This window comes from Thalassovita sp. (assembly GCF_963691685.1).
In the GTDB taxonomy this organism is placed as follows: domain Bacteria; phylum Pseudomonadota; class Alphaproteobacteria; order Rhodobacterales; family Rhodobacteraceae; genus Thalassobius.
Genome location: NZ_OY829290.1, coordinates 1,573,532 through 1,597,213 on the forward strand (window position 1 = coordinate 1,573,532; position 23,682 = coordinate 1,597,213).

Consider the following 23,682-nt stretch of genomic DNA (forward strand, 5'->3'; position numbering starts at 1 on the left):
GGCTGACAGGGCGGCGCCTGACTTGGCCTCACGTTACGGCAGTCATACTGCGCCCCTAGCAAGGCACCGGCATTCCTGCCCCCCAGCGAAGAGATGAGATTAACTGGGGACCTGAAAGATGACATTGACCGCACGTGCGCTGCTTTTGGCCAGCGCGGCATCCTTGACCGCTGCGCCGCTCTGGGCGCAAGAGATTGTAACTCCTCTGGAAGAGATCCGCATCGACTCGGACGCCGCACAATCGCTGCTGGGCAACGCCGAGATCACCGAAGAGGACCTTGAAAACCGCAACCCTGCCTCGCTGCAGGATGTGTTTGCGGGCGAAACAGCCGTGACCGCCAGCGGCGGCGCTGCCATTGGTCAGAAGGTCTATGTAAAAGGTATCGAAGAAAGCCTGCTGTCGGTCACCATTGATGGTGCACGCCAGAACAAATCGGCCTTCCACCACACCGGCAACGTCTTGATCGATCCGGAACTGCTGAAATCTGTTGAGGTGACTTCGGGCCTGGCCCCTGCGGATGCCGGTGCTGGCGCGCTGGCCGGCACCATCGCCTATACCACCAAAAACGCCCTGGACCTGCTGGAGCCGGGTGAAACCTTTGGCGGCTATGCCTCTTACACCCACGGGGACAACGGGTTTGGCAACCGGGGGTCGGTGGCGCTGTTTGGCCAGCAAGGCGGCTTTGACTACCTGCTGAGCGTCGCCCGTCACAAGGGTGAGGATTATGAGGATGGTGACGGCCGTGTTGTTGAGGGGACGCAGGCGGATCTGACCGACCTGAACCTCAAACTTGGCTTCACCACCGAAGGCGGCAATCGCCTGAGCTTTGCAGCCTCAAAAACCGAAGACACCGGCCTGCGCGCCGCCCAGCCGGGCCCGTTTGGTGCGCTGTTTATCCGCCCAGATTTCTTTGGCACGCTGGATCGCACCACCCAGGATCCGGTCGACAACGTATTGGTCGAAGGCCTGTCGCGCCGCACCTCCTACACGCTGACCTGGGATGATGACGGTCAGCAGGATGGTTTCTCACCCTTCGTGCAACTGTCTTATAACGAACAGGAAATTGATGCGATCGGCGTGGCCGGCGTCAACAAAAGCCTGAGCGGTGTCATCAAGGATGACTTTGCCCTGTCCAACGGTGTGGTCACTGCAGGGATCGACTTCTTCCGTGAAACTGCCGAAGGCTGGATGGGCCCGGCCATCCCGCCGACCTTGGGTGGCGGCGAAGAAGAGCTGCGCAACATCGGTGTCTTTGCGCAGGCACGGCAGGAATTTGGGGAACGTGTCTCGGTCTCCTACGGCGCGCGGTTTGACGTTCAGAACTTTGACGCCGCCAATGGCGAAACCTTCAAATCAAACGGCGCCAGCGTAAATGCCTCGGTCGATGTGATCCTGACCGACGCCTTGACCCTGAACGCCGGTGCTGCCTCGACCTGGGGTGGGTATGAACTTGGCGAAGCGGCGCTGATCAACTTCTTCACACCCTGGGACTACACTGGTTTCACCACGTCGCGGTCGAAATCCGCTCGTGTGGGTCTGCGCTACGAAATGGGCGCGCTGGAGCTGAGCGGTGCGTTCTTCCGGACGGAAATCAACGACCTGAACGCGGTGCTGCCTTCAAGCGGTGCACGTGGTGCAACAGCGGACATCACCACACAGGGCTTTGACGCGGCGCTGCGTTATGACCTTGGTAATGGTTTTGTTGGGGTGAACTACACCTTCGCAGATGTTGAACGTGATGGCGATCAGATCAACTCGATCAGCTATTACCTGGGCCGCCCGATGGGCCATATCTTTGGCCTCGAAGCGGTTGTGGATGCCACCGAAAACCTGCGGATCGGTGTTTCGGCTGAGATCGCGCTGGACTACGATGAGACCGAAGATGTTGCCGGTATGAACGGGCTTGAGGGCTATGAGGTGGTGAATGTCTTCGCCGAATACACCCCTCCTTCGCTGGACAACATGACGCTGCGGTTTGAGGTGCGCAACCTGCTGAACCAGACCTACACCACCCGCGGTGCCGATGGTGCCGGGGCGGCGGAAAACATCCAGCCGCTGACCGAACCCGGCCGTACCCTGGCCCTGACGGCCAAGATGCGCTTCTGATCTGACAATGCGGCGGGCCCTTCTGGGGCCCGTCGTCGCATTGCTGCTGCCTTGCCGGATCGCTATAGTGCGCCGCAAGGCACCAGCCCGCCGCGTCAGACGGCCAGCCTCCTGTGTCCTGTCCCTGTTCGTACAGGCATCACGCGCGAGGCAATTCATATGGCAATCGAAACCTACCCCGGAAATCTACGGATCGGCGTCATGGACGCGGTTCCAAAACAGGCCGTCAGCACCAAGTCATTGCGAGTGCAGGCGAAATTTAAGCTGCTGGTGCTGCTCAGCGGCTTTCACAGCTTCATGGTGAACTCAAAAACCGTGGTGCTGGATGCCCGTCAGCATCCGACCGCGGTGACCCTGTCCCTGCCTGATGGCGGTCAGATCTGCCATCTTGAACGCGGCGGAAATCCCTATCGCAAGCTGGCGATCGCGGCAGATTGGGACTGGTTTCAGGATTTCAGCGTGCTGACGAACACCGATCACCCGATGCGGACCGCGTCAGGCGGGGTTGAGGTGCGCAGCTGGACGCCCAGCACTGATATTGTCCGGCTGGCCACGCAGATCGTCCTGCCGCCCCCGGGCACGGATCCCGCGCAGGTCGAACTGGTGCGCATGTCCACTGCACTGGATATTCTGCGCCGTGTGTTGCAACGGCCTGATGATGGTGGCGGGCAGGAAAAACTCTCCCTAGCGGAAACCATTCGGCAACGTCTGTTGAAACAGCCGGATGATCCCACCCTGCTGCCGCGGCTGGAGGCGGACACCGGGCTTTGCCGCCGGTCGCTGCAACGTCATTTCAAACAGGCCTTTGGCGAAACAATCTCGGCCTATCAGCGTCGGGTGATGTTGCAATCTGCCCATCGTGCCCTGTGTGAAGACGGGGTTTCCATCGCCTCCGCCGCTGAGATCGCCGGCTATTCCTCCCCAGCCAACTTTTCCACCGCCTTTCGACGCGCCTATGGGGTGACGCCGAAGGTCTTGCAAAAGGTTTGATCTGGCCGAAGTGCACAGCGGTCGCGATGAAAATGCACAGCCGCTGCGCGGATTTCGGCCATCAAATCATGCCCGATACGCTTTTCATTTTGGACCGAAAACGCTAAGCATCAAGGGCCAGCCGTTCCCGTAAAACCGCCGTCTTTGGCCGTCTGCGAACTGTGCAAGCTCCCGCCCAAATTTTCGTCAAAGGAGCTGCCATGTTTGAGCAACGCGCCCATCTTACCGCCCCATCTTCGGTCATTTTTGACGCCATAGAAGGGCGTGCGAAACAGGGGGGCTTCACGGCGGAACGCAGTGACAGCAGCCTTGTTGTGACAGCACCTTTGGGGGTGGTGGACATGCAGGCCACCAAGGGCGGCGTCGACATGGTCCTGACGGCGGAAAGCCCTGAGAAGCTTCAGCTTTTTGTGGACCTTTATGCGCAGCGGTTTGCGGATTTTGGCCTTGACAAGGCACTGAAATGGCAGACGGTTTCGGCCAAGGTGCCGCGCAATCAGATGTTGGCCACAGTGACCGCATCTGAACAGATTTCCCCCAATTTTCACCGCCTGCGGCTGGAGGGTGATTTTGCCGCCTTCCAACGGCCCAATGCCGGTCTGCATTTCCGCTTCCTGTTTTCCAAAACGGCGACGGGCTGGCCCTATCTGGACGACAGCGGTGTGACGCAATGGCCGGAAGGTGCCCAAAGCTGGCATCGCCCGCCTTACACGGTGCGCCGGATCAGCAAAGCGGCGGATTGGATTGATGTAGATATCGTGCTGCATGCCGGTGGCCAGACCACCGATTGGTGCCAATCGGTGGAATTGGGCACAGAAATTGGCCTGCACGGTCCCAGCGGTAGCAGCCTGCCAACGGCCAAATGGCTGGGACTTGCGGGCGATGAAACGGCATTGCCGGTGATCCTGCATATGGCGGAACAGGCGGTTGAGGGTGCCGAAGGGCAGGCGCATCTGTTTGTACGGGATCTGCAAGACCGGCAGGACATCGTGACGCCCGCGGGACTTTTCGTGCATTGGCACCCGGTGTCTGAGCTGGAAAACCTTGAGGATATTCTGCGCCAGATGCCGCCCCAGCATGAGGACTATCATATGTTCTTTGCCGGCGAACGGCTGCTCTCCGGCCGGGCGCGCGAAACCTTCCGCGAGATGGATCTGGAAACCCGCCGCACCAAGGCGGCCAGCTATTGGTTGCGCAGCTGACGCAGGCCTGTTCCACCCCTTGCTGCCAAGGTTCCTGTGGTTGAAAATATAGCTTTTGTTACCCCTTTAGAACGGGTTATAATGCTGTATTTCCAGCCACATATGGAATTGTGAAGCAAGATGACACAGGCAAAAAAACGCGATGCAGCAGCGACCCAGCAGAGGATCCTGGAAGCGGCGCAGCGCGTTTTTCATGAAGAGGGCTATGATGGGGCGACCACGCGCGAAATTGCGCGCCGGGCCGAGGTCAACATCGCCCTGATCACCCGATATTTTGGTTCGAAAATCGGTCTGTTTGAGAAAGCCGTCATTCCGTTTCTGCACATCGGCTGGCTGGTTGAAAACGGCGTTGAAGGTGTGCCGGAACGGCTGGTCGACACCTATATGGATACCCCGCCATGGCGCGGTTTTGATCCGATGATCGTCTTTTTGCGCTCGGCCTCCAGTGTGGAGGCGGGGCCCTTGCTGGAAGAGGCAATGAACCGCCAGATCGTCGCCCCGTTGATGGGCGCGCTGGAGGGGCCGGATGCCCGGGCCCGCGCCGTCTTGCTGGCGACCCAGATCGGCGGGCTGATCGTCTTTTTCCGGATTCTGGATCAGAAAACCCAAAGCCCCGAAGAGGCCGACGCGATGCGTGGCTATCTGATGACCTATTTCCGTGATCTTCTAAACGGCAAAACGGCGCCCTAAGACGCCGCTTCGGTAGTTTTCGGTTTAACGAACGCGCCGGTTGCCCGGCGCGTTTTTGTTAGAAGCTATAGGTCAGCTGAACGCCAACTTCGCGACGATCACCCAGGCTGGCCGCGCTGCCCGGACCACTTTCATTCAGGAAATAGGTCGTGTCGAACAGGTTGTTGGCATAGGCCACCAGGGTTGCGCCGCTGCGCCACTGATAGCCCACTTCCAGATCCACAACGGTGTAGGAATCCAGGCCAAAGCCACTGACGCCAGAGTCGAGCGAGCCAGTGCGCGCGCCGGTGAAGGTCATGGTCCCGCTGGAGAACCAGCCGTCACCCGCGTTGTAGCGATACCCAACGGCCGCGTTTTGACGGGCGGTCAGCGGGAAGGCCTGGCCCGAGTAGTCATTGTCACCAACGATGAAGTCTTCAAACTCGGACTCCAGCAGGCCGATTGAGGCAAAGACATCCAGATTGGCACCGGCTGCATAGCTCAGTTCCAGCTCGGCACCGTAGCTGGTCGAGTTACCTGCATTGACGATGTAGGACGAAGAGGAGTCACCCGGCGTTGCCCAGACCTCAACCTGCTGGTTGCTCCAGTCATTGTAGAAGACCGACGCCGCAAGGGTCAGCTGATCCCCCATCATGCTGCCCCGGTAGGACAGTTCATAGTTATGGGTGGTTTCGGCATCAAACTCGTAGGCGAAATCGTCCGAGTTTCGCAGGCCTGCACCACCGGGACGGTAGCCCTGCTGGTAGACAAAGGCGACCTGCGCGTTTTCAGACAGATCGTATTCCAGACCCAGCTTGGGGATCAGTACAGTGTCTTCAAAGCTGGAGTCGGTGCGCGACGGTGGCAGGGTGCCAAAGCCGGGCACCTCGATGGTGCTGATCACTGTGGTCTCACGTTTGAATTTGTCCAGACGTGCGCCAGCCACAACGGTCAGGCCCGAGGAGACCTCATAGCCGACTTCCCCAAACAGGGCCGCGTTCGTCGCATCGGCGCGGACATCCGAATGCTGAATCACAGCCTGTCCCGGATCAACCAGAGCCGCAGCCGTGGTATCAAATACCCCTGTGCCACGGTCCTTTTCTTTGGCGACATATGCACCAGCGACCCAGCGCAGCGCGCCATCGTCATAGTTCAGGCGCAGTTCCTGACTGGTGATGGTGTTGTCAAACTCCGTGGTGTTGGTGATCCCATCCCAGAAGTTCAGTGCCGGATCGAAGGCGGCGCCAGTGTTGAGCGACTGACGGTCCGTGACCGAGTTGTTCCAGCTGGTTTGCGACGTCAACGTGATGCCATTGTCAAACTCATGCGTGGCTTCGACCCCGAAACTGGAGGATGCGGTTTCACGCAGATCCTGGAAGAACGGCATCGGGACAGGCATGCGCAGAAGGTTCGGGAACGGTGTCAGATCGCCCCAGGTGTCACCACGCAGCTCATCATAGCTGGGGGCGGGGCTGCCCCAAGAGCAGGTGGGGTCGCCGCAGATCGTGGTGCGGTCCGGCCCGGCGATGTCATTGTAGGTGGGGGAGTTTTCCGAACGCGCATAGGTGACCAACACGCGCGTGCGATCATCGCCGTTCGGTGTCCACAGCATGCGGGCGCGCAGCTGTTTGTAGTCATCGGTCGCGAAGTTGTCGTAGAGGTCATAGGCCTCATAGGACGGGTAGTTCAGGTCGCTGTCTTTTTCCGACCACTCACCGCTGAGGCGGAAGGCAAGCGTGTCATTGGGCGACATGTTCACCATCGCGCCAACCCGGCGCAGGTTGTTTTCGCCGTAGGTCAGCTGCACCTTGCCCGAGTTGTTGAGCTCCGGCTCTGCCGATCGCAGGTAGATCGCGCCTGCCAATGCGGCACGGCCTGACAGGGTGGACTGCGGTCCGCGATAAACCTCAAGCTGCTGCATGTCGAACATGCCGGGGGTGCCGCGGCGGGTGGATTCCACCGTCTGCTGCACACCATCGATGTAGTAAGAGGCCAACGGCGTGCCAAAGGCACCCGGTGTCTGACCTTCGGAGTTTACGCCCCGCAGAATGAAACCGGCTTCGTTCTGATGTGGGGCGCTGGCGTTGGCAACCCGGGCAAAGACGTCTTTGAAATCCGACGTGGTGGCGGAATTCAGATCATCGCCGCCCACAACTGCAACCGAGGCGGTGCTGTCAGCCAGCGTGTTTGCCGAACGGTCGCCGTAAAGCACGATTTCGCTCAGTTCAAAGGCGGCGGTGTCTTCGCTGTCGGTTTGGTCTTGTGCAAGCGCTGCGGTCATTGCCAGCGCCGATGCCCCGCCCGAAAGCGCGGCAATCAAAAAGGCTCGTTTCATTTTGCCATCCCATTGGTCTTGGTCGAGCTGGCTTTGTAGCTGGCGATGAAAAGGGGGCGCAGCGCGCTTGAATCATCCCCTGGCGCGCGGCGTTGCGGAGGTTATCGAAGCGATTGCTTGATAAGTCAACAAGTGATTACTTGGGTTTTATTGCGCGCCAGTTCGGGGTTGCACAGGGGACACATCCGGGGACGCAACCGGGGTGACACCCGCCCCGCCAGCGTCTGCCATCCGCGGCACACAGATCGGGGCGCCGGTCTGCGGGTGGCGCAGGATCTCAACATCCAGACCAAAGGCATCCCGCAAAATATCGGGTGTTACCACCTCTTGCGGGCTGCCCTCTGCCAGCAGCTGGCCGGCTTTCAACAGGATGATGTGATCGGCAAACTGTGCGGCATGGTTCAGATCATGCAGCACAGCGGCCACGGTGGTGCCTTCGTCGCGGATCAGCCGCCGCACGAGCGAGAGCACCTCCAGTTGATGCGCCGGATCAAGGAAGCTTGTCGGTTCATCCAGCAGCACAATCCGGCCTTCCTGTGCCAGGGTCATGGCAATCCAGGCGCGCTGCCGCTGCCCGCCGGACAGTTCCTGCAACGGGCGATCCGACAGGTCTTTGGTTGCGGTTAGGCTCAGGGCCCGTTCAACCGCGTCGGTGTCGGCGGCGTTCCAGCTGGCGAATATCTTGCGGTGGGGATAGCGGCCCTGTGCCACCAGTTCCGCAACGCTCAGGCCTTCGGGCGCCACTGCCCCCTGCGCCAGATAGCTGACCTGCCGCGCCAGTGCTTTGGTGGCGAAGGATTTGATCGGCTGGCCCTCCAGGGTCACGCTGCCGCGTTTCACCGGCATCATCCCGGCAAGGCTTTTCAGCAAAGTGGATTTCCCACAGCCGTTGTGGCCCAGAATGGCGGTGAACTTCCCCGGTGGCAGCGACACGTTGATGCCGGACAATACCGTGTGGTCACCGTACCCCTGCCAGAGGTCGCGCGCCTGCAATCCACGTGCAAGGGTGGCGTTTTCGGTAAGGGTGGGCTGGGGATCAATCATTGCGTTTCTTCCAGAACAACCAGGCAAACAGTGGCGTGCCCAACATCGCCGTCATCAGGCCAACAGGCAATTGCACGGGCGCAAAGGCGCGGCGGGCCACCAGGTCTGCCAGCAGCACCAGGATTGCCCCCACCAGCGCGGCGGCCGGCAGGAGCAGTTTATGTTTCCGCCCCACGAGGGCGCGGGCGATATGCGGGGCCAGCAATCCAACGAAGGACACCAGACCAGCGGCGGATACGGCCGCGCCCGCGATGGCGGCAACGGCCAGGATCATCAGGGCCCGGATACGTTCGACGTTTTGGCCCAGCCCCCGCGCCACGTCATCGCCAAAGCTGATCACGTCCAACTCCGTCGCGAAGAGCCAGATCACGAGGCAGGGCAGCAGCAGCCAGCCTGCCAGCACTGCGGATTTGATCCAACGGCTGTCCTGCAGGCTGCCCAGCAGCCAGACGATGGCGCGCTGCAGTGAGGCGACGTCACCAAGGCTGGCGACAAAACTGGCCAAGGCCCCGGACAAGGCGCCCAGACCGATGCCAATCAGGATGATCCGCAAGGAGTTGCTGCCATCACGCCAGGACAGCACATAGATCGCAACAGACATGCCAAGGGCACCGGCGAAGCTGAACCACGGCAGCGCCGCGGCGGAGATGGATGTGTTGCCCACGATCAGGATCGTGGCTGCCAGCGCGGCGCCTGAATTGATGCCCAGGATCCCCGGCTCGGCCAGTGGGTTGCGCATGATGGCCTGGGTGACCGTACCGCCGAGCGCCAGAGCGGCGCCAACCAGAACGGCCAGAACCGCACGGGGCAACCGCAGATCCCAGACGATGGTGGTGATGTATCCGGGCACCTCGGCATCGCCGGTCAGCGCGCCCAGGACATCGCGCGCCGGGAAGGTCACTTCGCCCAGCCCAAGGCTGAAGACAAAGCTGGCGCTCAGAAGGCTGAGAAGGATGAACAATGTCTTCATGTCACCGTCGCCCCATCGCGGCCCGCGCGGGTTCGGCCACGGGCCAACATGATGAAGAAGGGCGCGCCAATCACTGACATCATGACTCCGACGGGGATATCCTTGTCCCAGAGGGCACGGGGCAGCACATCACCCAAGGTCACCAGCAACGCGCCCCCAACCGCGGACAACGGCAGGATCCAACGATAGTCAGACCCGCTGCTCAGGCGGACCATATGCGGCACCACAAGGCCAACAAATCCCAGCGGCCCGGCAACAGAAACGGCGCTGCCCGCCAGCACAACAATGATCGCCAAACACAGGCCGCGCCACAGGGCGATGTTCTGGCCCAGCCCGGCGGCGATATCGGCCCCAAGGCTCAGCGCGGTGACCTGCCGTGCGCATAGCAGCGCTGCGATCAGTCCAGCGCCGCAAAATGGCAGCAGCGGCACCACATCCGGCAGGCTGCGGTTGCGCAGCGATCCCATCGTCCAGAACCGCACCTTTTCAAGGGTTTGCCCGTCGATCATCAATATGCCAGAGGTGATGGAGATCAGGAAGCTGCCGATGATCACGCCGGCCAGAACCAGTTTCAGCGGATTGGCACCACCGCGGCCAATGGAGCCCAGGAGGTAGACCAATGCGGCCGTCAGCGCGGCGCCAAGAAAGGCGATCCAGACAAACTCCTGTGCAGCCATGCCGCCTGTCAGGGTCAGCACAATCACCACCGCAAAAGCCGCGCCCGAGTTCACACCCAAAAGGCCCGGATCGGCCAGCGGGTTGTTGGTGATCGCCTGTGCCATGCCGCCAGCGACGGCAAAACAGGCCCCTGCAGCAAGCCCCGCCAGCAGCCGTGGCAGGCGGACCTGCCAGACAATGATCGAGGCACGCTCTTCCCCCATTGGGGCGTGCAAGGCGCCCCAGAGATCAGACAGGGACAGGGCGGAGGAGCCGACGGTCAGGCTCCAAACCGCGGCGCAGACCAGCGCAACGATCAGCAGGCCAAGCCGGCCGCTGCGCGCCAGCAATTTGGATCGAAGTGATTTAGTTGTTGCCGAGGACATAGGCTTCTACATCGTTCAGCACCTTATGCGCTGAGGCGAGGCCGTTGAACTCCATCCAGGTGCCGTGATCGACCCGGAACACCCGGCCGGCCTGAACCGCGGGCATCAATTTCCACAGGGGATGGTCCAGCACCTCTTCGTGGCGGCCATCAACATCTGAATCATTGGTGCCGCCGACGATGTAAAACAGGGTGTCCCCATCCAGCTTCGCCAGATCCTCCCAATCCGGGCGCAGCACTTCGGCGGGGCTACCGGATTCTTCGTAATCTGAACGGATGATGCCCAGATCATGCAGCAGCGCAAACGGCGCATATGCATCCGGGCCGCCGGCAAAGCTTTGCATATCCCAGGAGGTGATGCGCAGCACCGACAGGCGAAAATCTGCGGGGATTTTTGCCCGGATTTCGGTAATACGTTGATCCAGCTCTGCCAGACGGGTGGCGACGTCGTCTTCCTGGCCGGAGATTTGCGCCAACTGATGGTAATAGCTGCGCCAGTCGGCCTTGGTTTCCAACAGGGTTGGCGCGATCTGCGCAAACAGCGGATAGAAGCTTTCGGCCAGTCCAACATTGCCGGTGAAGCCCACGATCGCATCCGGCTGCAGGGCAACCAGACGTTCCAGGCTGGGTTCGGTGACAAAGCCCAGGTTTTCCACACCGGCCTGTGCCGCGCGCGCGGCCAGATCCGCATCCCCCATCCGTGTCATCGGTGCGCCAACAATTGGCAGGCCTACGTCCATACCAATCCCAAGGGAGAAGGAGGGATCCAGAACCACCACACGTTTGGGCCGCTCTGCCAGACAATGCGGCCCGCCGTAGAGCGTTTCACTGCTGAGCGCAAAACCATCACAGCTGTCGCTGCTTTGGGCTGGTGCGGCCCCCAGCAGCGCAAGGGTGGCGCAAAGGGACGGGAGAGAGGCCATTTTGAACATCTGGAAACCTTTGTTTCAGTCGCGATGAGTTGGCTTCTGGAACAGGGTCACCTGGGTCCAATGGCTGCGCACCGATGTATGTGAACAAGCGATTACTTGTCAATCGGTTGCGCGTTTGGAAGGGCGGGGGGAGGGGCCTTGCCCCTCTGCGGTCACACTGCGTGATGACCGCATTCACCCCAGAGTATTTTGGGATCGTTGAAAGCGATCAGGCTCTCAGGACCGAGAGTGCTTCGGCCAGATCGATGGCGCCATCATAAAGCGCCCGGCCGGAAATCGCGCCGTTCAGCGGCGCGCCGCAGGATTTGAGGTTGCGTAGATCATCCAGCGAGCTGACGCCGCCTGAGGCAATCACCGGAATTGTGACCGCGTTGGCCAGATCTGCGGTGGCTTCGACATTGGGGCCCTGCATGGCGCCATCGCGGTTGATGTCAGTGTAGATGATCGCGGCAACGCCGGCGTCTTCAAAGGATTTGGCCAGATCGGTGACCATCACGTCGGTTTCTTCGGCCCAGCCTTTGGTGGCCACGCGACCGTTGCGGGCATCGATGCCGACGGCGACGTGACCGGGGAAGGCCTTGGCCGCTTCGCGCACCAGATTGGGGTTTTCCACGGCGACTGTGCCCAGGATCACCCGCTGCAGACCTTTGTCGAGCCAGCGTTCGATGGTCGCCATATCGCGGATGCCGCCACCCAGCTGCGCGGGCACTTTGCACTGTTTCAGGATTTCCTCAACCGGGGCGGCGTTGACCGGTTCGCCGGCAAAGGCGCCGTTCAGATCCACCAGATGCAGCCATTCGCAGCCCGCTTCAACAAACTCCAGCGCCTGGGCAGCTGGGTTGTCGTTGAACACTGTGGCCTGATCCATTTCGCCCTTATAGAGGCGCACGGCGTTGCCGTCTTTCAGGTCAATGGCGGGGTAGAGGATCATCTGGCGGTCCTTTCCAAAAAACGTCCTGTGGGTCTTGTCTGGCCTTGTGCACGCAAGGGCCGCGAAATGCAACTTGCCCCGATGTCATGCTTGATCGAATGCGGGCGAACAGGTCAGGATCAGGGCAGATATGGGAGGACTAGAGATGAAGAAGCTGATTTTGGCAGCCGCACTGACCGTTGCAGGCGCTGCGGGCGCAATGGCGGATCCGGTGCTGGGCGTTTGGAAAACCCAGGTTGATGATGGCAACTATGCGCATGTGACCTTCTCCACCTGTGGGGCGGCGCTTTGTGGGGTGATCAGCCGAACCTTTAATTCCAGCGGTGAATGGCGGTCGGACAACATCGGCAAGCAGTTGGTCTGGGATATGGAATCCCGCGGTGGCGGATCCTACAAGGGCGGCAGAATCTGGCAGCCCTCGACCGGTAAGATCTACAAATCGAAAATGTCCCTGTCCGGTGACACGCTGAAAGTGTCAGGCTGTGTTGGGCCGATTTGCAAAAAACAGACCTGGAGCCGGGTGAAGTAAGCCGGAATTTCCGCGTTTACCAATTTTTCACGGATCTATGCTACACTGCGCAGCATCTGGGCGAGGAGGCCGGGATGCTGCGTTTTATTTTGATCGTTTTCTTGATGATGTGGCCGCAACTGGTGGCGGCGGATCCTTTGATGGGGCTTTGGCTGACGCCTGCGGATGGCAAAGGCCAGGTGGCGCATGTGAAGGTGCGCGCCTGTGGCCAGGGCTACTGCGGAAAAATCGTTGAGGTGCGCGCCAAGGCTGGCAATGCCATTGACCATAAAAACCTGGGCAAGGACCTGTTCTGGGATATGCGCCCGCAGGGCGACGGGGCCTATGCGGGCGTTGGGTGGGTACCGCTTCTGAACCTGAAAATCCGGGGGGAGGCGCAGGTCAGCGGCGATCGTTTGACCTTTTCCGGCTGCAGCAAGGTGATGTGCCGCGAACAGGTCTGGAAACGGCTGCGCTGACGCTCAGCTAGCCCGTGCCCGTAGATAAAGCAGCCGCGCCTGCATCGCCAGCAAGCCAATTGCCCCTAAGACACAGAGCAGCAGTGCCCAACGAAACGGTGCCATGTCGAGGCGCCGTGCCTCAGCCAACATGGCGGTGAAGGCAACGGCAAAGCCCAGCATCAGATCAACCCAGATCTGAACCGCCCAAAGTGAAGCATCCATATCCTTGATAAACCCCATCGGGCCTTCGACCCAGACCGCAACAAGCGATCCAGCCAGGAACAGGGCGGAGGTTGCGGCAGGGAGAAGCCAGCTGCGCAGCCCGGTTGGCCGGTCAACGAGGGCGGTGAAAAGCGCGGTTGCGATGACAATGGCGGAGGCAAAGCTTGAGATGAAAAGCAGCATGTGAGGTCCTATTTGTGATTCTGTAGCGCTTGCTACATTAAGCATTTTGTAGCAGATGCTACAAGATGGAAGAGCAAAAGACCTTTGATCCCAAACGACGCGCCTGGTTGCATTCGATGGCCGAACATGTCCTGCGCGAGGGGCTGCGCGATGCCAGCCTGCGGCCTCTGGCCCGGGCCGCAGGCACCAGCGATCGCATGTTGATTTACCATTTCGGCAGCAAAGATGGGGTGATCTCCGCCCTGTTGCTGCATCTGGCGCAGGCGCTCACCCGCCATCTGGATGAGGCCCTGCCGTCAGGCCGGGCGGAGACTGCGGTGGCGGTTGTCGAGGAAGTGCGCGCCCTGATGCAAAGCGATCTGGGGCAGGGATATATGCGGCTGTGGTTTGATATCCTCTCGGTCGCTGCGCAGGCCGATGGGCCGCACCGTCAGGCCGGGCATGTGTTGTCAGATCTGTTTGAAAGTTGGCTGCAAAAACGCCTGCCGGACCCGTCGCAAGCCAGCGCGATCCTGACCCTTTATGAAGGGGTGCTGGTTATGGACGCGCTGGACCTCAGCGCCCGTGCAGACGCGGCGCTGGATCTTTTGGACTGAGGGGTTTGGACTGAGGGGCGGAGCCCGCTTATGGTTTCCAGGTCAGGAAGTTTGCAATCAGGCGCAGGCCGGTTTTCTGGCTTTTTTCCGGGTGGAACTGCATGCCCAACAGATTGTCGCGGCCGACAATGGCGGTGATCGGGCCGGCATAATCCACGTGCGCCAGCAGGGTGGCGGGGTCTGAGACCTTCATGTGGTAGCTGTGCACGAAATAGGCGTGATCGCCGGTTTTGATGCCTTCAAACACCGGATGCGGCGTGTCGATCACCAGATCGTTCCAGCCCATGTGCGGCACCTTCAGCGACGGATCCGCCGGGGTGATCTTGTCCACCTCACCGCCGATCCAGTCAAAGCCTGCGGTTTCGTGATATTCCAGCCCGCGGGTGGCCAGCATCTGCATGCCGATGCAAATGCCAAGAAACGGTTTGCCGCCTTTGATCACCACCTCTTCCATGGCTTCAAAGACGCCGCGGTGGTCAAACAGGGCTTTGCGGCAGGCAGGAAAGGCGCCATCACCAGGTAGCAGAATGCGATCGGCGGTGCGGATCACCTCAGGGTCCGACGTGACCATGACCTCACCGGCGCCGGTTTCATGCGCCATGCGCTGAAAGGCCTTTTCGGCCGAGTGCAGGTTGCCACTTTCGTAATCCACAATCACTGTCAGCATGGGGTTGGCCTTTTGATGAGATGCGCCGATCAACTGGCGCGAATTGGCGGGGAGGTCAAGGGCGTGTTGGCGGGTCAGGGGGCGCTGCCCCCCCTGTGGTCATCTTAGATGCCCCCATTCACCCCCGGAGTATTTGACAAACAGTGAAAGCGACTGTTGCCGATACCCAAAGTACGCAGTCGTCAGAGCGCGCCTTTGGTTGAAGGGATCGCATCCGCCTTGCGCGGGTCGGTTTCCACGGCGGTACGCAGCGCGCGGGCCACTGATTTAAACGCGGCTTCGGCGACGTGGTGGGCATTGAAGCCGTGGATCTGATCGACATGTAGGGTGATGCCGCCGTGGGTGCTGAAGCCTTGGAAGAACTCGCGCACCAACTCGGTGTCGAAGGTGCCGATCTTTTGCGCCTCAAAGGTGACATTCCAGATCAGATAGGGGCGCGCCGAAAGATCCAGCGCACAACGTACCTGGGCATCATCCATCGCCAGATGGCATTCGCCGTATCGGTTGATGCCTTTCTTGTCGCCCAGTGCGGCGGTCAGCGCCTGACCCAGCGCGATGCCGGTATCCTCCACCGTGTGGTGATCATCGATGTGATAATCGCCTTTGGCGCGGATGGTCATATCAATCAGCGAGTGGCGCGACAGCTGGTCCAGCATGTGATCGAAGAAGCCAACGCCGGTCTGGTTGTCGTAACGACCGGTGCCGTCAAGATTGATCTCGACCGAGATTTCGGTTTCGGCGGTCTGGCGGGTGATGGTTACGGTCCGCATGTGGGCCTCCTCAAGCTGTCGCGCCGCTTATAGGGCTGGGGGGCGGCCAATCCAAGCCCGCAATCTGTTGGTTGTGTGATGAAAAGCAGAACGTTGCGCCGCTGCCGCGCAGGGGTGCTACTGCGTCAGATTTTGGTCAGACGCGCAGTTCGGTCGGGCGCAGGCCTTGCAGTTGGCCGAGGCTGTTGTGCATCATCTCAGGCAGCCCTTCGAGGCGCCGGGCCACTTCGACCTCATCGCCACCTTTGGCGGCATGTTCCAGATCAATCAGCAGCTTCTGCAAGGGCAGGGCTCCAAAGACCGCGGCGCTGGAGGCGTATTTATGGCAGCGTTCCCCAACCTCATCGAGGGCCTGCGGGCCGGACTGCATCCATGTCAGCAGCTCCTGCAACTCAGTGCTCATCTGCGCCAGGAGCATGTCATAGGCTTCGCCGACGCTTTCGCGCAGGGCCTTGTTGACGCCCATGTCCACAAATTGGCGCATCTGGTTGACGCGGATGGAGGTCGGGCAGGAATCGCGATTGGCGGCTTGGGCATGATCGCGAATAATGCGTTGCAGATCCGGGCGCAGCAGCGGTTTTGGCAGCACGTCCTGCATGCCGAGGCCAAGGAATTCACTAACGTTTTCCGGCAGCACATGAGCGGTCAGTGCCACGATCGGGCTTTTGGCAGAGGCCCCTTTGCCCGCGCGGATTTTGCGCGTGGCTTCGCGTCCGTCCAGCACCGGCATTGAGATGTCCATAAGGATCAGGTCAAATTCTTTCTCGCTGGCCTTTTCGACGCCGGATTGGCCGTCGTGCGCCTCTTCCACGATGTGACCTTCCCGGGTCAGCATGGCGCGCACCACATCACGGTTGATCTGATTGTCTTCAACAACCAGCACCTTCAGCATGTCGGTGGTGTTCTGCTCAACAGCGTCCGCCATCTTGGGGGCAGGCGGTTCTGCGTCTTCGGGCGGCTCGGAGGCCGGGATCGGCAGCCTGAGGGAGAAGGTTGCCCCTTCGCCCAGGGTGCTGGTCACGCTGATATCGCCCCCCATGGCATCGGCAATCCGGCGCACAATGCCAAGGCCCAGACCGGTGCCTTCGGTCTTGCGGGCAAAACTGTCATCCTGGGTGAAGAAGTCCTCAAACACTCGGTCCAGATCCGGCTCAGCAATGCCGATGCCGTCGTCCTTGACGTGGATCTCCACCTGGTCTGAGCCGGTCTTGCAGCGCACATCAACGATGATGGAACCGTTGTCGGTGAACTTGATCGCATTGGACAGGAGGTTCAGCAGGATCTGTTGAATGCGGCCGGGATCGCTGTGGACCCAGCCCCGTTTGGGGCCGGAATAGATCAGCGTCAGCGAATTGCCCCGTTCCTCGGCCGAGGCGCGCATGCTGTCGACCGCACTGTCGATCACTTCGCGCAGGCGGGTCGGGCGGTAGCGTACAACAGGTTTGCCATCCTCATAGCGGGCAATGTCCAGCACGTCGTTGACGTGGCTGAGCAGCAGATCGCCTGAGGTTTCCATCTTGCCCAGATATCCCTCCTGTTCGGAGGTCAGCGCGGTTTCGCGCAACAGGGACATATTGCCCAGCATGCCGTTCATCGGGGTGCGAATCTCATGGCTCATCACAGCCAGGAAACGCGATTTGGCCTTTTCGCCGGCACGGGCCTGATCGCGGGCCTCGATCAGCTCACGTTCGGCGCGGACGCGGTAAGAAATATCGCGGGCAAAGGCGATGTAGAGCCGCTGGCCCTGGCTTTCGCTTTTCTGCAGCGCCATTTCGATCGGGAACAGGCTGCCATCGGCACGTTTGGCTTCCATGCGCACGCGGCCTTTGCCGACCATGTGGAAGCCGCCACCGTGTTTGACGCGGTTCATGCCGCGATTGTGGGCGTCCAGCTGTTCGGCAGGCACCATCAGCGCCCCAACGGTTTGGCCCAGGGCCTCCTCCCGGGAATAGCCGAAGGTCTCGACGGCGGCCTTGTTGAATTCCTGAATGACGCCGTTGTCATCACAGACGATCACCGCATCAAGTGAACTGGACAGCACCGCGCGGGTCCGTTTGCCTGCTGCGATCAGTGACCGGCGCCGGGCCTCGGACTGGCGGCGCAGACGGTTGAAGTAAAAGACCAGAAGCCCGAGCGAGGACATCAGCAAGAAGCCGAAACCGCCCATCACCTTCAGCGTGGTCGAAAGCGCCAGCTGATGACGGTCCAGCAAAACGTCCAAATTGGCCTGACCCGCCGCAGCCATCGCCCGCATGTGGGGCGCCATGGAGATGGCATGTTCTTCCATCCGAACAAGGGATGTGGCCAGGATCTGATCCGGGCTGCGCAACGCGGGCAATGAGAACTCAAGGTGACGGGCCACCTCATTGATCGCGTCGTCAAAGCCGGGCACCGCGCGCAGCGGTTCATAAAGCGCGCCGAGGCGCAGATCATCGATGCGGTTTTGCAGGATATCGAATTCACGCCGTAGCGTGACGAAAGATTTGGACGATCCGTGCAACGCCTGCCGCAGGGCATATTGGTAGGAGACAAACTCCACCTCAGCCTCATTCAGCGACCATTCGATGTCTTCGATGGTGGACTGGCGCAGCTGACGGACGTCTTTCACCACCTGCGTGGTGAGGAAGGTCATCAAGGTAAAGCTGATCACCGCCAGGACGGCAAGCAACAGCGGGTTGCCGATCAATCGGATCACGCCGCTGCTGCGGGTCGCGTAAAGTTCGGCTTCGGTGAAATGCGGTTCCGGTGCGGGCGTGCGGCCAAGCAGACGCGACAGCAGAGTCTGCTGTTGTTCACTTCTGTTTGTGTTCGGCTCGATCGACACGGGGCGGCGACTTTCGCTTCGGGCTCAAAAAAAGACACTTGGTTACCTGATGCCCAAACCGCAAGAACTGTGCCATGTGGCGATTTGGACATCTATACCATTGAACCGAGGCTGGGCTTGGCGCGGTTGAGCAGCTGCGCGCAGGCCGTTTGGCTGGGTTCGCGCATCTTATACCTTAGTACAGGGTGAATTTCTCTAGATCAAAAGGTGGGGTTTTGCGCCATTTCGGCTGGTTGTGTACCTCTGCTACCTCCAAAAGCATCAGCGCCTTTGGACTTGCTGATAGGTTTCCAGCAAAAAGTGGTGGAGCGCCGTGATCGACAGTGGTTTGTGGAGAACCGTGATCGGTGGGGCTGTTTCCGTGGACGATTGGGCCTGATCCGGGCCGCCTGCATCCGGGCCATCTGCATCCGTGCCGCGGCCTGACACCAGGCAGGCGGGCAGGGCGCCATGTGCTTGGCGGATGTGCTGGATCAGCTCCGCGCCGTTTTGGCCGTCCCGCAGGGTTTGACCGGCGATGACAGCATCTGGTGCGATGCCAAACTCGGCTTGCTGCTGCTGGGCGCTGTCCAGATCCGTTGCGAGCCAGACAATGACGCCCCATTGCTCCATCGTGGTCGACAGCGCATCGCGCAGGGCCTGATCCTTTTCGACCAGCAGGACAACCATATCCTCCAACTGTGTGTCGGCGGTGGCTGGGTGTTCGGTACCTTTGGCGGGTGCGGGCACGTCGGGCAGGCGACGGGCTGACACCGGCACCTCAACCGCGAAACAGGTGCCGCGCCCCGGTTCGGAGTGCAGGGTCAACGGGTGGTTCAACACCGCACAGGCCCGATCCACGATGGCCAGGCCCAGCCCCAACCCTTCGGCGGCGGAGGATGTGCCGCTGCCGCGGTGGAACTCTTTGAAGATCAGCTCTTGCTGGTCAGCGGGAATGCCGGGGCCGGTGTCATGCACCTCAACGCGCAGGTTGGCGCCCTGACGCCGCACCCCAACCAGCACCTTGCCCCGCTGGGTGTAACGCACGGCATTGCCGATAAGATTTTGCAGGATGCGCCGCAGATAGGTGGCATCGCTTTGTACCGTTACATCGCAGCCGACCAGCCGCAGATGCAGGCCTTTCGCCTCGGCCTGTGGGGCCAGTTCATCACAGAGCTGCGCCAGCATACGCCCCAGGTGAACCTGACCCAGATGGACACCGGCCTGACCGGAATCCAGTTTTGAAATGTCCAGCAGCGCCCCAAGAATATGTTCGACGGCATTCAGCGCATTGCCCGCACGGCTGAGCACCGATTGGGTTTTGGCATCTCCAGCCTCGGCCAGCGCCGAGCCGACATAGAGTTTTGCGGCGGACAGGGGCTGCAGCAGATCATGGCTGGCGGCGGCAACAAATCGGGATTTCGAGGCATTGGCGCGCTCAGCTTCGCTCAACGCATCCTCCAGCTCCAGCGTGCGTTCGATCACCCGCTGTTCCAGCCGTTCGTTGGCCTCATAAACCGCCTGCACCGCGGCGCGCTCCGCACTGACATCACTGAACGACATCACAAAACCGCGGTCCGGCATCTCTTGTGCTGAGGCGGTCAGCAGCCTGCCATTGTGGTGGTGCATTTCAAAGCTGAGGGCAGGGCGCGATGCGGCCATGCGCACCCAATCGGCAATGGTTTCCGCCGTCGTGTCACCCGAAAACCGAACCTCATCGCGGAACCGTTCAAACAGCGCGGCAAAAGACGCCCCCATGCGCAATTTGCCCACCGGCAGGGATAGCAGTTCGCCCGCGCGCTGATTCCATCCGACCAACCGGGCCTGATCGTCAAAGATGCATACCCCTTGATCCAGATGGTCCAGTGTGGCGCGGATCAGCTTGGCCTGGGTGTCCAGCATCCGATCACGCTCACGCCGTTCCAGCCGCATGATGTCTGTGACATCGGTCTGCAGGATCACGGTGCCGCCATCTGGCGTGCGATGCTCACTGACCTGAACCCAGCGGTTCCAGACCATGCGGGCGTTAAAGATCACATGGCGGTCCTGATGCCGCTCCATCCTTCGGGCGGCCCATTTTTCCGGGGTTTCGCCTTCGCTCAGCGCCAGAAACTGGGACCGGCTGACCAGTTCCACATAGTCCGAAAACCGCAGGCCGGGCTGCATTTTGTCCCGGATATCAGGCATATGCAGGCCAAAGCGGCTGTTGGACAGGACCAGTTCCTCCTCCGCGCTGAAGAGGGCAAAGCCTTCCTGTACGGTTTCTATCGCATTGGTCAGATTGCGCCTCGCGGCTTCGGTTTCGCGGTTGGCCTCGGCCAGGCGTGCGTTTGAGGCATTCAGCAGATCAAGCGCGCGGCCCAATTCGCGGGTGCGGGCGGTGACCTCTTCTTCCAGCAAGGCGGCGCGCTGAAACTGCGCAAAGGCCGCGCCCAACCCGTCTGATCCCTGTTCGACCCGCCGCATCAGTGCGTCGGTGATTTTGCGCAGCTTTTCGTTCTGCCGTTCCAGTGGATCACGCGGGTCAATCAACCCATCTGAGGGGGCGCTGCCGCTCATGCCAGATCCTCCTCCGCTGTATCATTCAGCGGGTCAGGCGGGTAGAAGGCCACACCGGTCAGGGTCTGGTTGACATGCATGGAATTCAACTGCTCGCCGTAGGTAGAAAAACCCACAACGCGGTTTTGCACCATCACCTCAGACAGCTGCCCGATCATCTGCTTTTGCTCAGCTTCTAGTTTCCGCAACAGGCAATCGCAGGCCAGGATCGCTTCGGGGACGCCATCACGGGACAGATCGGCAAACTGCGCCTCGAGGTGATCCACCATATGCAGGGAATCCGCAAGCGTCAGCACCACGCCTTCGTCAATTGCGGAAAAGAACACCAGATCGCCGTTCTCAGCGACCCGCTGAATAGATCGGACATGGTGTTGATCACCGATCTGCACCACCACGGGATGGGCGGCGAAGGTGAAGGTGTCGAGCTGTTCCGGGTCCTTGCCCAGCAGGCGGGCATATTCGCGCGCGGCGGGCTCGGCATTGATTTCCTGTACCAGCCGTTCCTGTGGCCGGGCGCTGGTAACCACCATTTTGCGGCCACTGGGCACCAGATGATCGCTTTTGAACACCCGCACGGGGCAGCGGCTGCGGATCTGGGTCAGCACGGCGGCATTGCGGTAGAGCTGTCCCTGCCACAGCACAAAGGCCGCGCCAAAGTCAGCGCCATCCCCTGCCGATCCGCCAAACAGTGGCACTGGCCCAAGCCCCAGCGACAGGGCTGCGGTCAGGGCATCCTCGCGCTGGGACAGCCCATCGACGATCAGGAAGTTGAACTCATGCCGAAACGCCTCAGCCTCACGGCGCAGGGCATCGCGGTTGCGCAGCATCCGCCGCACCAGCGCGTCGGTGTCCACATCGCTGAGGTTTTCGATCAGCTGCGTTCTGTTGCAAAACAGGGACTTTGGCAGGCCGATCGCCACGATCTGACCCTCGGCGTAGCCCGCATCGGTCAGTTCGCCCGCTGTTGTGCAGCCGATCATCGGTGTCTGGCCAAAGGCGACGGGCACATCACGGGCCAATGCCTGCACATCAGCATCGGGTGAGATGAACAGCAACACCAGCTCCATCGGCTCCGCGCCCAGATGGGCGGCAAGCTGCTGCAATGGGGCAGCGGTATCACAGGGGACAGACGCAACGCGCAGGGGCGTTTGGCCCCAATCTGTGATCCCAGATGTTGGTTGCTGATCCTTCACCGCATGCCTCCCCGCACCACGCTGATGTTACACTGCGCGCTTAAGCCTCGTCTTGCAAGATATTGGCAAAGCTTGTTTCCTTGGCGATCAGCACCGCCTGCGTGCGGCTTTGAACCCCCAGTTTCCGCATGATGGCGGTGACATGGGCTTTGACCGTGGTTTCCGCGATGGACAGATCAAAGGCGATCTGTTTGTTCAGCTTGCCTTCGCAGATCAGCTGCAGGATCCGCGCCTGCTGATTGGTCAATGTTGCCAGCCGCGCGGCGGCGTCATCGGGTGAGTGCAGATCTTCATCAATCAGATCACAGCCTTCTGGCACAAACCTTTCACCCCGTTTTATGGCGTCAAAGGCCAGCGCGAACACCTCGCGCGGGCTGTGTTTGGGCACAAACCCGGCGGCCCCTGCCTGCAAGGCCGAGGTGATCACTCGCGCGTCACTCATGGAAGACACCACAATCACCGGTACAGGGGCCGCAGTTTTCAGGCGGATCAACCCGTCAAAGCCATCCACATCCGGCAGGTTCAGGTCCAAAACGATGATATCCGGGGTGCCCTGCGCCTCAATATCGGCCAATGCAGTTGTCAGACTGTCGGTGGCGCGGATCGTGGTGGCGCTGGTCACGGCCTGCAGCGTCATGGCCAGGGCGTCACAAAACAGCGGATGATCGTCCACGACAAGGGCCGAGGTGATGGTCTGCGCCTCTATAACATCTGCTGCTGGCAAGGTTCCTCTCCCTCACTTGCTGAATGATCTGTTCCTACCGCCCCGGGTGAGCGCATTTTGTCAGACTACCCATATTGGGCATTGACCGTATAGTGGGCCTTAGTCGTAACCTGAGGGGGGAGCATGCCGCAGTGGCATCTACACCCTTGGTCGCATATCCGATCTGACCCGTTTGCGCTTAGCCTAACCCCGGAAGTGGAGGAGCCAAAGATGCAATTGACCGATTCCCGTGACATTCAGGCGGACCGCGCTACCGTCTGGGCAGCGCTGCTGTCGCCAGAGGTGCTGCAGGCCTGCGTGCCCGGTTGCAAGGAAATGTCCGGCACCCCGGAAGAGGGGTTCGAAGCCACGGTTGTGCAAAAGGTGGGGCCGGTGAAGGCCACTTTCAAAGGTGCCGTCAGCTTTTCAGATATGGTTGAGGGGCAGGCGCTGACCTTGACCGGCGATGGCAAAGGGGGTGCCGCGGGTTTTGCCAAAGGCGGCGCGAAGGTGAACCTTGAAGATCTGCCCGACGGCGGCACCCGTCTGACCTATGAGGTGGAGGCCAAGGTGGGCGGCAAGCTGGCGCAGCTTGGCAGCCGCATTATCGATGGGTTTGCCAAGAAAATGGCCGACCAGTTTTTTGAGAATTTTCAGAACGCGGTGGAAGGCCCCGGTGAGGATGCTGAGGCACCCGAAGGGGCTGAACCTGAGGCCGCTGAGAAAAAGGGATGGTTTAAGAAGGTCTTAGGCGCGTAAGTCTGGCGCCTATCCATATCATCAACGCAAGTACCA

At 60.7% G+C, this 23,682-nt stretch carries 21 protein-coding genes; 8 read left to right on the plus strand and 13 right to left on the minus strand.

Annotated features, from left to right (window positions below; all coding sequences use genetic code 11):
* Positions 1–118: 118 nt before the first annotated feature.
* From ACORLH_RS07645 to ACORLH_RS07660, 4 genes are all read left to right on the plus strand, one after another.
* Positions 119–2,107, plus strand: coding sequence for a TonB-dependent receptor domain-containing protein (locus ACORLH_RS07645; RefSeq protein WP_321832064.1), 1,989 nt, complete (start codon positions 119–121; stop codon positions 2,105–2,107).
* 159 nt (positions 2,108–2,266) lie between these two features.
* Complete coding sequence (locus ACORLH_RS07650; protein ID WP_321832065.1) at positions 2,267–3,097, plus strand: AraC family transcriptional regulator; 831 nt, start codon at positions 2,267–2,269, stop codon at positions 3,095–3,097.
* A 200-nt stretch (positions 3,098–3,297) separates the two neighbouring features.
* Complete coding sequence (locus ACORLH_RS07655; protein WP_321832066.1) at positions 3,298–4,299, plus strand: siderophore-interacting protein; 1,002 nt, start codon at positions 3,298–3,300, stop codon at positions 4,297–4,299.
* 120 nt (positions 4,300–4,419) lie between these two features.
* A complete protein-coding gene (locus ACORLH_RS07660) occupies positions 4,420–4,989 on the plus strand; it encodes a TetR/AcrR family transcriptional regulator (RefSeq protein WP_321832067.1) in 570 nt (189 codons plus the stop codon).
* Between the two features lie 58 nt (positions 4,990–5,047).
* On the opposite strand, the gene ACORLH_RS07665 is transcribed toward ACORLH_RS07660, so the two are convergent.
* The 6 genes from ACORLH_RS07665 to hisA form a co-directional block, all read right to left on the minus strand.
* Complete coding sequence (locus tag ACORLH_RS07665; protein ID WP_321832068.1) at positions 5,048–7,303, minus strand: TonB-dependent receptor; 2,256 nt, start codon at positions 7,301–7,303, stop codon at positions 5,048–5,050.
* A gap of 147 nt (positions 7,304–7,450) precedes the next feature.
* A complete protein-coding gene (locus tag ACORLH_RS07670) occupies positions 7,451–8,347 on the minus strand; it encodes an ABC transporter ATP-binding protein (RefSeq protein WP_321832069.1) in 897 nt (298 codons plus the stop codon).
* Entirely contained in the window at positions 8,340–9,317 is a 978-nt protein-coding gene (locus tag ACORLH_RS07675) for an iron ABC transporter permease (RefSeq protein ID WP_321832070.1), read from the minus strand. The genes ACORLH_RS07670 and ACORLH_RS07675 overlap by 8 nt, the downstream gene beginning before the upstream one ends.
* Complete coding sequence (locus ACORLH_RS07680) at positions 9,314–10,360, minus strand: iron ABC transporter permease (RefSeq protein ID WP_321832071.1); 1,047 nt, start codon at positions 10,358–10,360, stop codon at positions 9,314–9,316. Before ACORLH_RS07680 ends, ACORLH_RS07675 begins: the two co-directional genes overlap by 4 nt.
* A complete protein-coding gene (locus tag ACORLH_RS07685; protein WP_321832072.1) occupies positions 10,341–11,282 on the minus strand; it encodes an iron-siderophore ABC transporter substrate-binding protein in 942 nt (313 codons plus the stop codon). Before ACORLH_RS07685 ends, ACORLH_RS07680 begins: the two co-directional genes overlap by 20 nt.
* Before the next feature lie 217 nt (positions 11,283–11,499).
* Positions 11,500–12,222, minus strand: coding sequence for a 1-(5-phosphoribosyl)-5-[(5-phosphoribosylamino)methylideneamino]imidazole-4-carboxamide isomerase (hisA, locus tag ACORLH_RS07690; protein ID WP_321832073.1), 723 nt, complete (start codon positions 12,220–12,222; stop codon positions 11,500–11,502).
* A gap of 145 nt (positions 12,223–12,367) precedes the next feature.
* Between hisA and ACORLH_RS07695 the strand changes: the two genes are divergently transcribed.
* Positions 12,368–12,751: a DUF2147 domain-containing protein gene (locus ACORLH_RS07695; protein WP_321832074.1), complete on the plus strand. Its 384-nt coding sequence runs from the start codon at positions 12,368–12,370 to the stop codon at positions 12,749–12,751.
* 74 nt (positions 12,752–12,825) lie between these two features.
* Positions 12,826–13,209 carry a DUF2147 domain-containing protein gene (locus ACORLH_RS07700; RefSeq protein WP_321832076.1) on the plus strand — a complete coding sequence of 128 codons (384 nt, stop codon included), beginning with the start codon at positions 12,826–12,828 and terminating at the stop codon, positions 13,207–13,209.
* A gap of 3 nt (positions 13,210–13,212) precedes the next feature.
* Here the strand turns inward: ACORLH_RS07700 and ACORLH_RS07705 are convergent, their stop codons facing one another.
* The gene (locus ACORLH_RS07705; protein WP_321832077.1) at positions 13,213–13,596 is read right to left on the minus strand and encodes a hypothetical protein; all 384 of its coding nucleotides are present in this window, start codon (positions 13,594–13,596) and stop codon (positions 13,213–13,215) included.
* 65 nt (positions 13,597–13,661) lie between these two features.
* Between ACORLH_RS07705 and ACORLH_RS07710 the strand changes: the two genes are divergently transcribed.
* Positions 13,662–14,192, plus strand: a complete 531-nt coding sequence (locus ACORLH_RS07710) for a TetR/AcrR family transcriptional regulator (RefSeq protein WP_321832078.1) — start codon at positions 13,662–13,664, stop codon at positions 14,190–14,192.
* Positions 14,193–14,220: 28 nt separating this feature from the next.
* On the opposite strand, the gene hisH is transcribed toward ACORLH_RS07710, so the two are convergent.
* From hisH to ACORLH_RS07740, 6 genes are all read right to left on the minus strand, one after another.
* The gene (hisH, locus tag ACORLH_RS07715) at positions 14,221–14,859 is read right to left on the minus strand and encodes an imidazole glycerol phosphate synthase subunit HisH (protein ID WP_058244200.1); all 639 of its coding nucleotides are present in this window, start codon (positions 14,857–14,859) and stop codon (positions 14,221–14,223) included.
* A gap of 182 nt (positions 14,860–15,041) precedes the next feature.
* Entirely contained in the window at positions 15,042–15,629 is a 588-nt protein-coding gene (gene hisB, locus ACORLH_RS07720; protein WP_321832080.1) for an imidazoleglycerol-phosphate dehydratase HisB, read from the minus strand.
* A gap of 136 nt (positions 15,630–15,765) precedes the next feature.
* Positions 15,766–18,453 carry an ATP-binding protein gene (locus ACORLH_RS07725; RefSeq protein ID WP_321832081.1) on the minus strand — a complete coding sequence of 896 codons (2,688 nt, stop codon included), beginning with the start codon at positions 18,451–18,453 and terminating at the stop codon, positions 15,766–15,768.
* A gap of 261 nt (positions 18,454–18,714) precedes the next feature.
* Positions 18,715–20,991 (minus strand): PAS-domain containing protein, encoded by a 2,277-nt coding sequence (locus ACORLH_RS07730; RefSeq protein ID WP_321832082.1) that lies wholly within the window; start codon positions 20,989–20,991, stop codon positions 18,715–18,717.
* Positions 20,988–22,184 (minus strand): FIST N-terminal domain-containing protein, encoded by a 1,197-nt coding sequence (locus tag ACORLH_RS07735; protein ID WP_321832083.1) that lies wholly within the window; start codon positions 22,182–22,184, stop codon positions 20,988–20,990. The genes ACORLH_RS07730 and ACORLH_RS07735 overlap by 4 nt, the downstream gene beginning before the upstream one ends.
* A 40-nt stretch (positions 22,185–22,224) precedes the next feature.
* A complete protein-coding gene (locus ACORLH_RS07740) occupies positions 22,225–22,908 on the minus strand; it encodes a response regulator transcription factor (protein WP_321832084.1) in 684 nt (227 codons plus the stop codon).
* Between the two features lie 210 nt (positions 22,909–23,118).
* On the opposite strand from ACORLH_RS07740, the gene ACORLH_RS07745 reads away from it, so the two are divergent.
* On the plus strand, positions 23,119–23,646 hold the full coding sequence (locus ACORLH_RS07745) for a carbon monoxide dehydrogenase subunit G (protein ID WP_321832085.1): 528 nt from the start codon (positions 23,119–23,121) through the stop codon (positions 23,644–23,646).
* Positions 23,647–23,682 lie beyond the last annotated feature (36 nt).

What these genes read in the sequence shown, in the direction of transcription:
- ACORLH_RS07705 (WP_321832077.1), bottom strand. Translation starts at nt 13,596, where the DNA reads ATGCTGCTTTTCATCTCAAGCTTTGCCTCCGCCATTGTCATCGCAACC.
- hisB (WP_321832080.1), bottom strand. Translation starts at nt 15,629, where the DNA reads ATGCGGACCGTAACCATCACCCGCCAGACCGCCGAAACCGAAATCTCG.
- ACORLH_RS07695 (WP_321832074.1), top strand. Translation starts at nt 12,368, where the DNA reads ATGAAGAAGCTGATTTTGGCAGCCGCACTGACCGTTGCAGGCGCTGCG.
- ACORLH_RS07745 (WP_321832085.1), top strand. Translation starts at nt 23,119, where the DNA reads ATGCAATTGACCGATTCCCGTGACATTCAGGCGGACCGCGCTACCGTC.
- ACORLH_RS07685 (WP_321832072.1), bottom strand. Translation starts at nt 11,282, where the DNA reads ATGGCCTCTCTCCCGTCCCTTTGCGCCACCCTTGCGCTGCTGGGGGCC.
- ACORLH_RS07660 (WP_321832067.1), top strand. Translation starts at nt 4,420, where the DNA reads ATGACACAGGCAAAAAAACGCGATGCAGCAGCGACCCAGCAGAGGATC.
- ACORLH_RS07650 (WP_321832065.1), top strand. Translation starts at nt 2,267, where the DNA reads ATGGCAATCGAAACCTACCCCGGAAATCTACGGATCGGCGTCATGGAC.
- ACORLH_RS07710 (WP_321832078.1), top strand. Translation starts at nt 13,662, where the DNA reads ATGGAAGAGCAAAAGACCTTTGATCCCAAACGACGCGCCTGGTTGCAT.
- ACORLH_RS07680 (WP_321832071.1), bottom strand. Translation starts at nt 10,360, where the DNA reads ATGTCCTCGGCAACAACTAAATCACTTCGATCCAAATTGCTGGCGCGC.
- hisH (WP_058244200.1), bottom strand. Translation starts at nt 14,859, where the DNA reads ATGCTGACAGTGATTGTGGATTACGAAAGTGGCAACCTGCACTCGGCC.
- ACORLH_RS07655 (WP_321832066.1), top strand. Translation starts at nt 3,298, where the DNA reads ATGTTTGAGCAACGCGCCCATCTTACCGCCCCATCTTCGGTCATTTTT.
- ACORLH_RS07670 (WP_321832069.1), bottom strand. Translation starts at nt 8,347, where the DNA reads ATGATTGATCCCCAGCCCACCCTTACCGAAAACGCCACCCTTGCACGT.
- ACORLH_RS07645 (WP_321832064.1), top strand. Translation starts at nt 119, where the DNA reads ATGACATTGACCGCACGTGCGCTGCTTTTGGCCAGCGCGGCATCCTTG.
- ACORLH_RS07675 (WP_321832070.1), bottom strand. Translation starts at nt 9,317, where the DNA reads ATGAAGACATTGTTCATCCTTCTCAGCCTTCTGAGCGCCAGCTTTGTC.
- hisA (WP_321832073.1), bottom strand. Translation starts at nt 12,222, where the DNA reads ATGATCCTCTACCCCGCCATTGACCTGAAAGACGGCAACGCCGTGCGC.
- ACORLH_RS07665 (WP_321832068.1), bottom strand. Translation starts at nt 7,303, where the DNA reads ATGAAACGAGCCTTTTTGATTGCCGCGCTTTCGGGCGGGGCATCGGCG.
- ACORLH_RS07730 (WP_321832082.1), bottom strand. Translation starts at nt 20,991, where the DNA reads ATGAGCGGCAGCGCCCCCTCAGATGGGTTGATTGACCCGCGTGATCCA.
- ACORLH_RS07700 (WP_321832076.1), top strand. Translation starts at nt 12,826, where the DNA reads ATGCTGCGTTTTATTTTGATCGTTTTCTTGATGATGTGGCCGCAACTG.